The sequence below is a fragment of the Tenacibaculum sp. AWR4_210 genome, from assembly GCF_056160945.1.
This window is the reverse complement of sequence record NZ_JBSWYF010000001.1, coordinates 636624-652507: the sequence shown is the minus strand read 5'-3', so window position 1 is coordinate 652507 and position 15884 is coordinate 636624. Positions and strand designations below refer to the sequence as shown.

Below are 15884 nucleotides of genomic sequence, written 5' to 3'. Positions count from 1 at the left end.
CATCCAATACCAAGGGATCATAAAATAGACTCTTTTCGGAAAAATAGATCATAGGGGTGTGTTCCATTTGAATACTGAAAAGAGTATATTTTAAATAGTATGTACAAGTGCTAGAAAGACGTGTATCTTACTATTATGGGGGCGACAGCCAGTGAGCTGTTAAGGATTTACCTACTGCACATAACCATAATGTAAACTACAAATGTCATGAAAAAATTTGTCATGAGTTTGGCTGTTGTACTAACGGCAGGTACCGTTTTAGGACAGCAAACAGAGAAAGAAACTTCATCATCGGAAGAACCCTATTTTTACGAAATTGTCGAACGGCTTAAAACGTTAACGGCACAAGAGCAAACCCTCAAGAAAAACTATAAGAAAGGAGAGGAACGCGTTTCAAAGCCCTTTGAACGATGGCGTAACTTTTGGGAGCCCCGCATAGGAAAATACGGTAAAATTAGTACTACGAGTAAGATTTTAGCGAATATTCAAACAGAGAACAGTAGCAATTACTACTGCAAGTCTGAAGCCAACTGGACAGAAATAGGACCAACGTCATTTCCTATGAACTCTTCCAGTACACAACGCGGTATTGGACGATTAGACTTCGTAAAGCTGCACCCAAACTACAATGGAACCACCAACAGAACGGTATTTGCAGGAGGAAAGCCCGGACTATGGATGTCAAAAAACAATGGCGATAAATGGGTGAATTTGAACAGTGACCACTTTGAGGTCTCTGCCTGTTCTGATGTTGCTGTAACGCAAGACCCTTCAGGAACGGAAATTTTGCTTGCTGCTACTGGGGTAAAAAAAATCAGTTCTAGTGAATTGTCGTATCGCAGTATCGGTTTAAAACGTTCGATCAATGGAGGAAACACTTGGAAAACCATTCACCTAGAAGGAACTCCTTGGACGCATCACAGCGGTAATACGATTACTGAGTTAGCAGTGGATCCCAATGCTCGTAACAGAGTATATGCCAGTGTCAATCAGTTTTCATGGACTCCGATTAACGATTATTTTAACAATACCAATGTTCAAGATCACCTAAGAGGGAAGTTGTTTGTATCAGAAGACTACGGACTTACCTGGACAAAAATTTACGAGGGATTCGCAATTGAGGACCTAGAGTTTAAGACGAACAATTCCAATTACCTATACCTCTCTGGTCACAAACTGGTGCAGGTACGCAGACTCGGTGTCGGTAACTATCACTTGGCCGATTTAACTGCAGGTTTGGTTGATACCAACAATGCATCCAATACCTGGAATATAAACAATTTAGCCAGTTGGAATGGACATGCTTATCGCATGCAGGTAGAGGTAACTCGTGCTAATCCAGATGTCTTGTATGTATATGGTTACTTTTTTAATAATACGGGCGCACCTCGCAGAGTGTTGTGGAAATCGACGAATGGAGGTACGAGCTTTAGTACTAAGAATACCAATACTACTCCAGGACACAATTGGTATCGCGGTGTTATTGAAGTTTCTCATGCTGACGAAGATGTGCTTCTGTTTGGCGGAAACATGTCAGTGGGTGCCCGATCAACAAATGGTGGAACCAGCTGGAATTACAGCGCTTTGAGTGGTGTACATCCGGATACGAATGACTTTGAGATTTCGGAAACGCATCCGAATATGGTGTTTATGGCCAATGATGCCGGAGTGTACAGAAGTACTGACAACGGAATGAATTGGCAAATTGCATCTGAAGGACTTGGTGTTGCTGAGGTATATGACCTGGGAATGTCGAAGAGGACATCGGCTGGAGTACCTGATATCATTCAAATGGGATTACAAGATGTGAACTGTATGGTACGTGATAACCAAGCTAATTGGAAACATTCTTTAGGAACAGGAGGCGACGGAATGGTTTGTATCGTAGATCCTAACAATCCCAATATCGTATACAGCGAGGCCCAAAATGGTATCGTGCGCAGGTCAACGAATGGCGGGGTGAGTTTTTCGGGCTACAGTGTAGGTTGGGGAACCAGCGGTTGGGTAACTCCGCTTAAGCTGGACCCTAATAATAGCAATCGATTGTTTGCTGGAAGAACCGATGTTTGGGTGCGTTCAGGAAGTAATCAAACGAGTTTGACAAATACGAGCAAGCCTCCAGGAAAGGTAATTACGGCCCTTGCCATAGCTCCGAGTAATTCTAATGTATTGTACGCTGCCTATGAAACAGGAGTGCCTTTGAGTAGTATGTCGAGTTGGTGGCACGATCCGAACCTGATAATGGAACGACAGTTGTTTAGATCTACCGATGGGGGGAACACTTGGACCGATATTTCTCCGAGAGCTTTGATGAAGGGGACCCATGGACAAATTTCTAGTATAGAAGTACATTCTAGCGATCCCAATCGCATATGGATTACCTACCGAAACTACAATACACGACATAAAGTACTGCACTCGGCTACTGGAGGGATGAACGATAAATGGGCGAACTACGCTCAAGGACTCCCATCGATCCCTGTAAATGAGATTGTAATGACACCAACCCATAATAATACGGTTAAAAAACACGATTTCTTGTATTTGGCAACCGATTTTGGAGTTTATTACAGAACCACCAATATGAATCAATGGGAGTGTTTTAGTGATGGAATTCCCAACGTACCTGTATTGGACTTAGAAATTGATGAACATCAAAACATTATTCGCTGTGCCACCTTTGGTCGCGGTGTTTGGGAAGGAGGATTGCATCCTGAAGATCGAGCCTATAATAATTCGTTGTTCACTGTAGAAACGAGTTGCGCTAGTGATGGAACAACGACAGTAAAAGTGACTGCCAAGGATCTGCGTCCTGGAGTAAACCATTGGTGGGGACTCATTGAAACGTCTGCAGCTAATGCAACTTCTGATGCGGCTTCTATTCAGCAGGTGGGTAGTGCTGTTTGTTGTTCAGCTACCACGGCGACTTTTACAGGACTCCAACAAGGAAAATTCTATTACATCAAGCACGGCGTGACAAGCGCAAACCACGGTTGGCAGGAAACCCGAAAATACATTCCAAAAATTTCAGAGTCCATCAAGTCTGAGTTTCATTTTGAAGCGGCAAACGGTCAGGTTAAAACCAGCTTTTGTGCCAACGAAGCCATCTTTTTAAACGGTGTGGCGAGTGAAAGTGAAACCCAGTATTTTATGGATGCTTGGAGACGCCCAATTGGAAGTTCAGGAAACTTTAGCCATTTTGCGGACTACGGTTGGACACAAGGAACTGTAGGGCTTATCAATGTTCGTGATTCCTTTTTGAACGGAGGTGCTCACCCAGGAGAAGTGTTTGTTCCCGGTTACGAATATCAAATCAAGATAGCGGTAGCCAACAACCCTTGTGTGGGGTGGTTAAGCGCTTTAAAAACCTTTAGAGTGAACAACTGTTTGGTCAACAATCCTATTGCTGATGTCAAGGACATAAAAATGAAGAAGTCAGCAACCTTAACCGAGGTAACGATTAGCCCAAATCCGAGTACGGGGGTGTTTCAAGTAGCTATTCCGGAATACTATTTGCAAAATGCTCAGATAACGGTGTTCGATATTAAGGGTCGTAAAATTCTTACACGTAGTGCATCCAAATCAGGAAAAGAACAACTTGATCTCTCTGCCTACGCAAGTGGTATGTACCTATTAAATATCCAATCCGATAACTTTAGTAAATCGGTAAAACTTCTGAAAAAGTAAGTAAATGCTAGATATAAAAAAAGGGCTGGTAATCACCAGCCCTTTTGTTTGTTAGGTAAGCTATTAAAATCTATACTCGATACTCGCCTTAAAAAAGAAAGGTGTTCCCGGTGTAAAGTGAATTTCTTCAACAGACTGTACTTCGTTTTGTAAACGCGATTCCGTTGCAAATTGAGTTTCGTTCCACGCAGTGTCGAATAAGTTTTGAATCTGCACGCCAAAAGTTACGTCCTTCCAGTGGTATCCTACGTTGAAATCAACGACAGTATAGCCTTGTGCGACGATGGAATTATCCTCGTTGGCAGGGCGATCTCCAATATGACGTACCTGGGTACTACCAAAGATTCCCGATGAGTGATTGACGTTTAACCCACTTACTAATGTGAATTTAGGAGCTAGTGGAATAAAATCGTTTCCTGCGAGCTCTTCAATAGCGCGTGCTTGCGTATAGTTGGTGTCAAAATTCCAGAACAACCAAGAAAGCGGTTGGTAACGGAAGCTTAGATCAACTCCTTGACGTCTCGATTTTCCGCTTGGTTCTACGATTCCGGCATCACCGACATACACGAACTCTTGCTCAGAAAATAAATGCCAGTAGGCCACGTTTAATAAGGTTTTTGAACTCGGTTTCCACATAAATCCTGTATCAAATCCATAGGCAGAAGGAAGGATTTTTTTTCCGTTCTGAGCAACTACTACACGAGTGTCATTCGAATGGAATCCTTTTCCTGTTTTTAAATACAGTTGTAACGACTCTTGTGGGCGGTAAATAATGTTTAATTTCGGACTTACAATGGCTTTTGTGGCGGTTTGTGTGCTGTAAAGCGTTTGTAAAGCATCGTTGTATTGAAAATCGAAATAATCTAAGCGAACCGATGGGTTGATGGTCCATTTATTGAATGTCAGGCTAGTTCCTGCATAGGCTCCGAAGTTGGTTTCGTTAATTGAGCCAAATTTCAATCGATTTAACGTGGTTCGTCTGTTACGAGTGTGTGATAATTCATTGTCATTGCTCTGGTCATTTCTGAAATTGATTCCCGCTTGCCAAGTACCATCGACATTACCAAAAGAAAAATGATTTTTCAACTCACTTTGTAATCCAATGATGTTTCTGCTTTCTTGCTGTTTAATTTGATCACCATTGGTTGGGTCGTCCAAGAAAAAGGTAAAGTTTGAATACAATTCAAAATTGTACTTAGAAGCGTAAACCGTGTTTTTTAAACTCGTATTTTCATCGATGAATTTATCGTAGTGTACCAATACATTGGCTCTGCTCGTTTTTCCTCCTTCAGTATCGTCGATGGCTCCAAAACGAGTAATGAGTTTTTGGTCTACCGCACGTTGTGGAATTTGCCCAGAGGCATCCCACTTACTCGAAAAATAAGAAGCTGTAATTCCCAATTGATCAGTGGCATTTACACGTCCTAGGTATTTTGCGAATACATTGATTCGATTAAAGTTTTGAGGGCTTTCAAAAGGCCCATCTGTGGCAGAATATTCCGTAGCGATATAAGCGTTGTGTTGGTCGCTTGCTACTAGGTTAAACATCCCCAATAATCGTTGGGTGTTAAATTGCCCAGCTTCGAGTTTAATTCGGTTGTGATCCAGTTTGTTTTTGGTCGAGAAAGCTACGTATCCGGCAGTGGCAAAGTTACCTTTGTTCATTTCGTAAGGCCCTTTGTCAAAACCTATTTTCGCTACCGTTTCTGGAATCACGAAATGTAAATCTGAATACCCCTGACCGTGTGCATGGGATACCATATTTACCGGCATTCCGTCGACAGAGATAGCGATATCGGTTCCGTGGTCAATATCAAAACCACGTAAAAATATCTGTTCTGCTTTTCCTCCACCCGCGTGTTGTCCGATGAATAACCCAGGTACTTTCTGTAATATATCTTGTGATGATTTTACCGGGTTGGTTTGAATGTCGATATCCGTAATCATTTCCAATACGTTTACCTTCTTCGGAATAACGACCTCGGTAAGTTGGATGGCTTTGCTTTGTAAAACAATGCGTAACTCTTGGTTTAAATCGTTTAAAGTTAATTGTTTGCTGCGGTAGCCTAAGTGCGAGATGTTTAAGATGTCCCCTGATTTAGCATCCTCTAAAACAAAGGCGCCAGCACTGTTGGTGTGCGCATGGATTCCGCTGTTAGTATTGACGATGTTAACATCTTCTAAGGGTTGGTTTTGTTCATTGACAACAGTTCCTTTTAAACTTTGTCCGAATCCCGTGATACCAAAACAGGATAAAATTAGTACTAGTAAAGTTGATGTATAGTTATTCATTTTACAATTGTGGTTATAAAAAAGACATAGCTGTCCTATGTCATATCAATTTTCAAAAAAATATTGGTTTATTGCCGAAGCTTTTTTGGGGGAGTTACTTGGAACAATCCCAAAAAACACTAAGTGTTTGTAGATGTGAAACTTGACCGGGTTTCAAGGCGTTTTCTATCCAAAACGAGGGTAAAAGTATTCAAAATCCCACTTTTTAACTAGAATTTTAACACCCTAGTTCGCATTTTTCGCAAAATGAGTCATTTCTTCTTTTTAAGTAACGAATTAAGACTTTTTTGGTTGACTTTGGTAGGGCGTGATTGAACATGGGAGGCTTGTTATTTATAATACTAGGTAAAGTAATACCCCAGTGTTAGTGGTTATTTTTACAAGCTATTAATGATAACAGATGAGTTCACAAGCAAAAGTAGCAGAGGATTATTTACACTATTTAGAAAACGGAGAGGTTTCAAAGGTGATCGGATTGTTTTCAGCTGAAGGTATGGTGCAATCGCCCTTGTATGGATTAATGCCTGCAAAGGAGTTTTACACTGCTTTGGCAGCGGATACCACAGCGTCTAAACTGACAGCTAAAGGTATTTTCGAAAAAACAGAAGGAAAGGAGTTGGCTTTGTATTTTACCTATCAATGGACGTTAAAATCAGGAGAAGAGGTCTGTTTTGACGTGGTTGATATCCTGGAGTTTGATACACGTGGAGCTATTAAAAAACTTACCATTATTTACGATACGGTTCAAGCCAGAGTACTCAAAGAAGCATTGACATAATAGAAATACGAGGGTTCGTGTTTCATTTTTATGCGTAGTAAAAAAAAAGATACTGTTGATTGTGCTATGTATTGCTAGACGTTTTTCTGAATATCGCTAGGCAAGTTCGATACCAACTAATAAGGTAAACATAACTTTTGTTTAGGAGTTGATTAAAGTGTTTGTTTACGTGTTGGTGGTTCCAGTTAAGGTCGAATTTTTGATTCGCTTTATGGAAGGGGGGAAGTCTCAACTTAGCGTGTAGCATAGGGGGTGCTTGTGTTGCTATTTGTGGGGTACCCAGTTTTTGTAATGTTTTTCTTTTGAGGATGTCAACGGCAATGTGATTTTCTACATACGTACTTCTAATTACAGTAAAGTTAATGTCATAACAATCTAGCCATTGTCCTGCTAAGGCGTTTTTTATTTCCGAAAATTGACTTGTATGTAGTCGAGGAGTTGTTATGATGACTTCCTCGTTAAAGCTGATTTCTCGTAGGGTAAATTTGTGATTGCTAGCTAAGGTATTGGTACAAGATGCTCGTACCAATTGCTCTAAGTTCAATAGCAATTCGTCGAGTTGTTGATGTATTTTTTCTTCAGTGTGCGTTTCCATGTCTTCGTTTGTTTAAAGGGGAGGAGGTAGTCTATAGTCTCGTTGTGTCGGTATAATTTGTAAATCGAGTTCATTCCGTTGGCTGGCTTCTATAGTTTTAAAGGCATCACCAATATCAACGAGCACAGTTGCCAGTTGTGGTAATGGAACGTATAGGTATAAGGTAAGTTGCTTACTTGATGTGGCGTAGTCCGGGTCCTGTCCATTGTTTAAAAGGTCTCGCTCCAAGGCTAAGTGGAGGGATGTCAACGGAAGTTTTTTGTGTTTTTCAACAGCACTTTCCGTGATAAATAAACTGTTTCGGAGTTTTAAGAGGTGAGGACTACATCCCAAGGTCCTTTTGGGAAGTACAAAATAATGTTTTTTAATAGGGGTAATTATTTCGAGTACAGGAATACTGTCGGTGGTAGTAAGAATAGAAAACAGTGAATCTGTATGTTGTAGGTGGTTGAGCGTGATTATTTTTTTATTAGGTGTTGCCTGAAAGCGATCAATATTGGGGTAGTATACCTTTTGTTGTCTTGGCTGGCATCCTAATAGCATTAGGAGTAGTAGGACTAAAATTTGAGGTAATATTGTTTTCATAGCTGTGTAAAGGTACAACAATAAAAAGTTATTAGTGTTCGTGGACTTTAATATTTCAGCCCTGAAGACAAGGTATCTCAATATCGTGAGTTTCTTAACAAGAAAAGCACAGTTTTAGTCAGTGATCAAATATTTACAGCCAACTCTTGACGTTGTGAAATTTTTGAACGATGTGCGGTTTTTCGCGATTGGATAATCGCGAATAAGGGCAACTTTGAAATAGAACCAGAAGTCGTATTCAACCACTTTTTTACTCATTGGGAATTTGATAGCCTATTGAATAAGTTGTTTGGTCCCTATTAATTATTTGCATGGACAATAGTACTGAATGCCTGTTTTAGGTCTCTGTAGTGAAGTACCATATTTTATGGTTAGCTATTGTTAGCTGCTTGTTTTAAAGGGGGTATACTCCTTCTTTGTTCAGAATGAGTTTGCTGCACCTCTTATATTTCTTCCGATTAGCTTACTGTAGTACTTTTGAAATGGTTTTAAAACACAAACCTTCTGCGCTTCCTCAATAAACATATATAAGAGGAACTAAATGGATAGTATTATCAAGAACCACGTGGAGTACTTTTCATATAGTTTGCGCTAGTAATAAGCAAAGGAGACCATATGAGTTGAATCCGTTTTTGAGCACGCTGGCCAGCATCAACGGATAAGGCTATAGAGGTGTTTTAAAACGTTGATTAATGATATGTATGATAAATTAAAATTTAAGGATTAATGAGAAAATTACTTTTAATGGCTGTAGCGGTTGCTGCTTTTGCATCGTGTAGCCAAGAAGAAACATTTAAAAACTTAGAAGCGGCTGCAACCACAGAAGTGAAGGGGCAAACTGAGGCTCAACAAAGGAGCTATACTCAGGTGACCGCCGTTCTCGATACCGATGGGAACCCTCTTTTAGCCGGAAACAAATATGCCATTAGATTGATTAATGGACCAAAAGCTAAAAGGTATGGGTATAATTATAATTATTTTGTTGAATCGAGAAGAAGTCCTAATCGTAGGAGGTTAGTGATCAATGAAAATAAGAATACTACAGCCGAAAATGCTGCGTGGTTTGTATTTGAACCAAAAACTGGAGAAGCGATGATCAATACCAACACACCCGTATTGACAAAAACAAAGCACGGGAGTTCATGGTTTTATTGGGATACCGCTAGTTTAACTACCTGGACATTTTATACGACCCAAAAAAGGTATAGAGACTACGTTTCTATGCATGTAGCTCCAGGACATACAAATGCGTACGAGTTAAGGGTTAGAGATGGGAAAGGGGTGCTTCCTTTGAACGAGTCTCCTTTATTAGCCTTTGGATACGATCAAGTTTTAGGATATGGGACAGGATTGCTATTTCAAGAAAGCAATTTTTATCATTCACCTGAGCTGGTAAGAGGGTATTCGTATTACACTTTTGTAAACTTAGGTCGTAATACTGCGAGTTAATATGAAGGTTCCTAGAAGGTTTACCTATCGAAGGTTTCCTTTTAGGAACTTTTTTATGTATACCTACCAATATTGTACAATCATCATCATCACGGCATAGTTTGTCAATGGCTGTTTGTTAGTGTTTTTGTTTACGGATAGAATAGGGCAGTGCTATTCGTTATTTACTTTCCATTATACGGGTAGTATGTCTTGTTTAAGAGCTACATTTAGGTGGTTTAGTCACGAGAAATCAGTTTAAGCCTTACTCGTTGAATACTCTTTTCCACAATGTCAGTATAGTTGTACGCCACCCTCTTTTCGATAGTTTTTTTCGATGCGTCATAGATAAAAAATATAATTTTTATTTATGGTTACTATTATGTTTTTTTATACATTTGCGCAAAAATTTTAACCTTTTTAGACTGTCCTGCAGTTGAGTCAGAAGTAGTTGTGATAACGATAATATACCTGCGTTTTACAATAAGCAACTGACGATTTATAAGTCCCACATATAAGAATTATTACCTGCATGTAATTATTCTAAATCATTTTAAACCTTCCTGTATTAGAAGGTTTACTATTAGTTTATTACGTTAATTCAATATTAGTTATGGGTGACTTATTTACCAAAAAATATGAAGAATACTATTATTCTTCCTTTCCCAAAGAGGAATCATACAGCAAAATTAAAATCATAAATAAATTGGCGAATCTCTTATTCGAGCCAGTTTATGATACCCCTCTTTCACTGATTTCCAAGAAAAAATAATTTTTCAAACAATAAATCATAAACACAAATTTCATGCAAGACATTTTAAACAGGTTAAAAGAGAATTTAACCAGCATCCCCAATTTTATAGCCTATTCAGTGACCGATCTCGATAACGGAGAATCTCTGGACAATTATACTGTTGATCCAACTTTTGATCCCTCTATTGCTTCTGCCTATAACCTAGAAGTAGTAAAGTCTAAGCTGAATGCTATTAAGGCACTGGATTTGAAGGAGAGTATCGAAGAAATTACCATCACGCTTAAATCTCAGATTCATATTATTTCGATTGCACCGAGTAACTCGTATTTTATCTATTTGGCAATTAAGTCGGAGTCAACAAATGTTGGTTTGGTAAAAGCGCTATTGAATAAACATCGAGTGGAACTAAATGAGGCCTTGTAATTGACGATAGGAAAATGATTTTAGATGAACTACTCAATGAGTCTGGTGCGCATAGCATATTTCTAATCTCACCGGAAGGGGAGATTCAAACGAGCGCATCTGCAGATTCTGAAAGTTTTGATAAAGAAGCCTTGGATACTATTTCGAAGTTTGGCGCATTGATGGTAAAAATTGGACATGATTTTTTTAAGAGAGTCATCAATACGGATGCACCATCAAATATGTATATGAATAATGTCAATTTGTTCCTGTATGTCAAACCTTATGAATCAAATTACCTGTGCTTCCTGTCATTAGAAACGCTCAACATTAAAATAATCGATTTTTTAATAAATAACACAAAGTAAACTACTTAGTACCCCTGATGAAATAGCATTCTTGTGCTGTTTTTTCAAGAAGGGAATTGCAGTGTAGACAGCTATTCCTGGGTAAGGACAGCAGTTTCTTTATAAAACCCAATCAAAAAGTTATAAAAAATAACAGAGCCTCTAATTAGATGTTAATGGATTGCTCTGTTGAACGCAGTATTAATTTTAAATTTTTATTTATGTAGTACTTAGTTTAGATAGGTGTAGTGCCTAATCAAATAGTAGTTAGTAGGGGGTGGTTTAAATGTATTTAAACTGCCCTTTTTTTAATGAGGGTACTTAGTATTTGAGTGGCTGTAAGTAGCGTGGGGCTCGCTTGTTTGCACAATGACAATTTCAGGGCCTGCGGCATCAATTACCAGGATGTTTATTGATGTTCGAAATAATAGGTGTTTTGTAGTCACAACTGCTTCATTCGTTGCAAAGAAAATCAGTAAAAAAAAATACTCCCGCAAGCATACTTACGGGAGCAGTTGTAAACCTTGGATTTAGGTTTTTATAATTCCATGGAGTGATATACGGTATTTACATCGTCATCCTCTTCTAATTTGTCGAGTAATTTCTCTACTTCTTCTTGTTGTTCAGCAGTTAATTTGGTGGTAGTGGTAGGGATACGTTCAAATTCAGACGATAAGATTTCGTAATTATTTTCTTCTAAATATTTCTGAATGGCTCCAAACTGCCCGAAAGGAGCGTAGAGTACTATACCATCTTCATCCTTAAATACTTCTTCAACCTCAAATTCGATCATCTCTAATTCAAACTCTTCTAAGTCACCAGTTACAGAAGCTTCGTTGATACGGAAGTTTACGGTGTGGTCAAACATAAAAGCAACAGATCCGGAAGTACCGAGGTTACCGTTACATTTATTAAATGCGGCACGTACATTGGCTACTGTACGGTTGTTGTTGTTGGTAGCTGTTTCAACTAAAACGGCTACTCCATGAGGTGCATAGCCTTCAAATAATACCTCTTTATAATTTTCTGTATTCTTGTCAGACGCTTTTTTAATAGCGCGGGCAATGTTGTCTTTAGGCATGTTGGCAGCCTTCGCATTTTGAATGACTACACGCAAACGAGAGTTAGTTTCTGGATTCGGACCCCCTTCTTTTACTGCCATGACGATATCTTTACCGATACGTGTAAAAGTTTTGGCCATCGCAGCCCAACGCTTCATTTTTCTTGCTTTCCTAAATTCAAATGCTCTTCCCATTTCTAAATAATTATGTTTTAGTGCCTGCAAATGTAATTATTGCAGGAAAATTTTACAATTTAAAATCGTTTTTTGAATAAGAGGTCTTCATCCTCTTTGCTGTAAGCTTTCCAAGTTCCTGATAATTCGCCATTTTTGAATTTTCCACTTAACTTCAAATGACCATTTCGGTAGTATTCCTTGTAATCTCCATGCTTTAAACCGTTTTTTAGTTCTACTTCGATATGAGTACTACCGTCATCGTATTTTTTGATGAATTCACGGGCACTCAAATCATTTGGGAAAATTTCAGGAAGGATAAACTTTTGTTCTGCTACTATAATTTGAGTACTGTCAGCCTGTGTGTCTAGCTGTGTTCTCAATTGCTTTTTCTGAGCCTTATCAATAGCTAATTGTGAGTTCACCTCGGCTGGTGCTTCAAACGAAGCTGTGAGGTAGTTTTCAAAATAACTCCCTTTTGATACGAGTTGTAATCCTATCTGAGAAAATGAAATCACGTCGTTTTTGTTTTTGGCTATGGACCTGCGCGTTTTGCGATCGGCATAACCAATTAAGTCCTCATAAGCATAAGGCGTATTGATATAAGCAAACAAACTCGTCTCTTCGTCAAATTGATCGTTAAAGTCTTTAAAGCGCTCGTAGGTAGCCAAGGTATAGCCCATCAATTGGGTATTCACCATTTCTTTTAAGGTGTTTGGGCTATTGCTAAATACTACGCAATCGTCAATAAATGTAAAGTACGGTTTTTCCATTTTGGAAAATAAATCGGCCGCGAAAAGCTTAAAAAATCCTTTGAGGTCTAAAAAGTTGATTGGATAACCTTTGTAATTGATTTTTTTAAACTTTAAAGGTGTGTTTTCGGCAATTTTATCCACTATAAATTGCATTTGCTTTTTAGCGGCAACGATGTCTTTGGTGTGCAATACTACGGCCATATCGGTATTCTTTTTAGAAATACCATCATTGATGTGGAGTAGGGCAACCTCGTTACCTACCCAGCTAAATACTTGCTCTTTTAAATTTATTTCTAATCGATCTTCTATGGCTTTTACTTGCTCGTTGTAACTCGTAAAACTTTCCGGGTCCTCTTCTTTGATCGCTTCGAAGTTTTCTAAAAATTCATCAAAGGACTCAAAGGCAAAACTCAAGTACAACGCCGTGTTTCGCGGTGCTATTTTTGCGATACTGCGTTTTCCTGTTCCCGATTTTTGCAGGGCTCTTAGGTAGCTTTCTGTGGTTAAATCAAGGTTGGTAAACCCTTCAGCTTGTAAAATGGCTCCTTCTTTTAATCCGACGCTAAAACCTGAAAACAACCATGATTTTTCAATGGTTTGTAAGGTGCTGGCCGGTAGTTTATTGGTAAAACAAGCCAAGTATTTCGGTAAGTACTTGTACTGAACAAACAATTTGAAAAAACCGTCGTTGGGGGTCTCTTTGTAAATCTCTGTAAAATTCAGGTCCCTACCAATAGTTGGACTTTGGTATTGATCAATTGATTTTTCAACGAGGACATGTGTAAATGAGGCGATCAGTTGGTTTTTGATAAAGGACAGGTACAGCGTTTCACGAGTGGCTTTGTTGTACAATTCCGTAATGTCGTGTTGCTTGTATACGCGGTTCGTCACCTTGAAATTGTCACCAGCTAACTGTCCAATGGCGCTTCGTAAGAAACTCAGTTTGGAGAATTTTTGCAGGTCTACGGTATAAAAAAGGCCGTAACTCTGCGGTTTGTAAACGTGTACAGAAATTAATAAATCGCGCTCACCGATAAGTTTAATGATATCTTCTTGAGATTTAAACGTCTTGTCGAGATTGCTCAAGTTTTCAGTAACTTCTTTTAAACTCGGGTTACTCGATAGCTGTTTCCAAATTGGGCTTACGCTAATTTCATCCCAAGTGTCAATCGGGCGTTCCGTGTCAATGACAAATACGGCATCGTCAGGAATTAAGTACAGTGGATTGATGTTGTCACTAGGGGCTATGGTGAAAATATAGGCTTGGTAGCCCAAAAAAAGGGCTACCAAAATACCAATACCTATAAATAACTTCTTTTTCATGATAGGAATACTAATATTGTATAATTATACTTGAATAACTCCTAAATTGAATGGTTTTTCGATCGGGGCATGATCCGCAGCTTCAATTCCCATAGAGATCCATTTTCTGGTGTCTAGTGGATTGATAACGGCATCCGTCCAAATGCGAGCCGCGGCGTAGTACGGTGAAATTTGCTCATCGTAGCGCGACTTAATTTTGTCGAATAACTCTTGTTCTTTTTCTGGAGTAATTTCTTCTCCTTTTTTCTTGAGAGCTGCTGTTTCTATTTGTAGTAATACTTTGGCGGCAGAGGCTCCACTCATTACTGCCAATTCAGCACTAGGCCAGGCAGCTATTAAACGAGGATCATACGCTTTTCCGCACATGGCGTAGTTTCCTGCCCCGTAAGAATTACCGATAACTATCGTAAATTTTGGCACGACTGAATTACTTACAGCGTTTACCATTTTAGCTCCGTCTTTAATAATTCCTCCGTGTTCTGATTTACTTCCTACCATAAACCCGGTTACGTCTTGTAAAAAGACTAATGGAATTTTTTTCTGGTTACAGTTGGCGATAAATCGCGTTGCTTTGTCTGCTGAATCGTTATAGATAACTCCTCCAAACTGCATTTCTCCCTTTTTGGTTTTAACCAGTTTTCGTTGATTGGCTACAATACCAACTGCCCAACCGTCAATGCGAGCATATCCTGTAATAATTGATTGGCCATAGCCTTCTTTGTATTGTTCAAAGTCAGAATTGTCTACCAATCGCTTGATGATTTCTAACATATCGTATTGCTCGTGGCGAGCTTTCGGAAGAATTCCAAAAATATCTTCTTGGTTTTCTTTTGGCAGTTGTGCTTCTTTACGGTTAAAACCAGCCTTGTCGTAATCGCCAATCTTATCCATTATGTTTTTGATGGTGGTCAAAGCATCTTTGTCGTCTTTGGCCTTGTAGTCAGTAACTCCTGAGATTTCACAGTGAGTGGTAGCACCTCCCAAGGTTTCGTTATCGATGGTTTCGCCAATAGCGGCTTTTACTAAATAACTACCCGCTAAAAAGATACTTCCTGTTTTATCTACGATCAACGCTTCATCACTCATGATCGGAAGGTAAGCTCCTCCGGCAACACAGCTACCCATAACGGCTGCAATCTGGGTTATCCCCATGCTGCTCATAACTGCGTTGTTTCTAAAAATTCGTCCAAAGTGTTCTTTGTCCGGAAAAATTTCATCTTGCATAGGGAGGTATACTCCTGCAGAATCTACCAAGTAAATGATAGGTAGTCTGTTTTCTATGGCTATTTCTTGGGCGCGTAAATTCTTTTTTCCTGTAATCGGAAACCATGCTCCGGCTTTTACGGTAGCGTCATTGGCAACTACGATACACTGTTTTCCTTGTACGTATCCCATTTTTACGACCACACCTCCTGAAGGACATCCTCCGTGTTCCTCATACATTCCTTCACCGGCAAAAGCACCAATTTCGATAGCATCACGATCGTCATCTAATAAGAAATCGATACGCTCACGAGCAGTCATCTTTCCTTTCTCGTGTAATTTGTCGATGCGTTTTTGTCCACCTCCAAGGTGCACTTTTTTTAATTTTCTTCTTAAATCGGATGCTAAAAGTCTATTGTGGTCTTCGTTTTTATTAAAGGTAAGGTCCATTTATAATTTATATAGTTATAGTTGTTTGTAAACGTGTGCTAAAATAATAAA

The 15884-nt window shown here is 39.2% G+C and carries 11 protein-coding genes; 5 read left to right on the top strand and 6 right to left on the bottom strand.

Annotated elements, in window-relative coordinates; genetic code table 11:
* Window positions 1-207: 207 nt before the first annotated feature.
* Window positions 208-3687 (top strand): T9SS type A sorting domain-containing protein, encoded by a 3480-nt coding sequence (locus ACXAG7_RS02875; RefSeq protein WP_476665896.1) that lies wholly within the window; start codon window positions 208-210, stop codon window positions 3685-3687.
* A 63-nt stretch (window positions 3688-3750) separates the two neighbouring features.
* Here ACXAG7_RS02875 and ACXAG7_RS02870 read toward each other — a convergent pair whose 3' ends face one another.
* Window positions 3751-5979 carry a TonB-dependent receptor gene (locus ACXAG7_RS02870; RefSeq protein WP_476665895.1) on the bottom strand — a complete coding sequence of 743 codons (2229 nt, stop codon included), beginning with the start codon at window positions 5977-5979 and terminating at the stop codon, window positions 3751-3753.
* Window positions 5980-6379: 400 nt separating this feature from the next.
* On the opposite strand from ACXAG7_RS02870, the gene ACXAG7_RS02865 reads away from it, so the two are divergent.
* Window positions 6380-6757 (top strand): nuclear transport factor 2 family protein, encoded by a 378-nt coding sequence (locus ACXAG7_RS02865; RefSeq protein WP_476665894.1) that lies wholly within the window; start codon window positions 6380-6382, stop codon window positions 6755-6757.
* 64 nt (window positions 6758-6821) lie between these two features.
* On the opposite strand, the gene ACXAG7_RS02860 is transcribed toward ACXAG7_RS02865, so the two are convergent.
* Window positions 6822-7352 (bottom strand): hypothetical protein, encoded by a 531-nt coding sequence (locus tag ACXAG7_RS02860; protein ID WP_476665893.1) that lies wholly within the window; start codon window positions 7350-7352, stop codon window positions 6822-6824.
* A gap of 12 nt (window positions 7353-7364) precedes the next feature.
* A complete protein-coding gene (locus tag ACXAG7_RS02855; protein WP_476665892.1) occupies window positions 7365-7937 on the bottom strand; it encodes a hypothetical protein in 573 nt (190 codons plus the stop codon).
* Window positions 7938-8663: 726 nt separating this feature from the next.
* Between ACXAG7_RS02855 and ACXAG7_RS02850 the strand changes: the two genes are divergently transcribed.
* The 3 genes from ACXAG7_RS02850 to ACXAG7_RS02840 all read left to right on the top strand — a co-directional run bounded on the left by ACXAG7_RS02850 (window position 8664) and on the right by ACXAG7_RS02840 (window position 10889).
* Window positions 8664-9386, top strand: coding sequence for a hypothetical protein (locus tag ACXAG7_RS02850; RefSeq protein ID WP_476665891.1), 723 nt, complete (start codon window positions 8664-8666; stop codon window positions 9384-9386).
* A 784-nt stretch (window positions 9387-10170) separates the two neighbouring features.
* The gene (locus tag ACXAG7_RS02845) at window positions 10171-10542 is read left to right on the top strand and encodes a hypothetical protein (protein WP_408044018.1); all 372 of its coding nucleotides are present in this window, start codon (window positions 10171-10173) and stop codon (window positions 10540-10542) included.
* A 14-nt stretch (window positions 10543-10556) separates the two neighbouring features.
* A complete protein-coding gene (locus ACXAG7_RS02840) occupies window positions 10557-10889 on the top strand; it encodes a hypothetical protein (RefSeq protein ID WP_408044017.1) in 333 nt (110 codons plus the stop codon).
* A 517-nt stretch (window positions 10890-11406) separates the two neighbouring features.
* On the opposite strand, the gene ACXAG7_RS02835 is transcribed toward ACXAG7_RS02840, so the two are convergent.
* Genes ACXAG7_RS02835 through ACXAG7_RS02825 form a run of 3 tightly spaced genes read right to left on the bottom strand, consistent with a single transcriptional unit; the run spans window position 11407 to window position 15833 of the window.
* Complete coding sequence (locus ACXAG7_RS02835; protein ID WP_408044016.1) at window positions 11407-12123, bottom strand: YebC/PmpR family DNA-binding transcriptional regulator; 717 nt, start codon at window positions 12121-12123, stop codon at window positions 11407-11409.
* A 59-nt stretch (window positions 12124-12182) separates the two neighbouring features.
* Window positions 12183-14180: a DUF3352 domain-containing protein gene (locus tag ACXAG7_RS02830; protein ID WP_476665890.1), complete on the bottom strand. Its 1998-nt coding sequence runs from the start codon at window positions 14178-14180 to the stop codon at window positions 12183-12185.
* 24 nt (window positions 14181-14204) lie between these two features.
* A complete protein-coding gene (locus tag ACXAG7_RS02825; RefSeq protein ID WP_476665889.1) occupies window positions 14205-15833 on the bottom strand; it encodes an acyl-CoA carboxylase subunit beta in 1629 nt (542 codons plus the stop codon).
* Window positions 15834-15884: the final 51 nt, after the last annotated feature.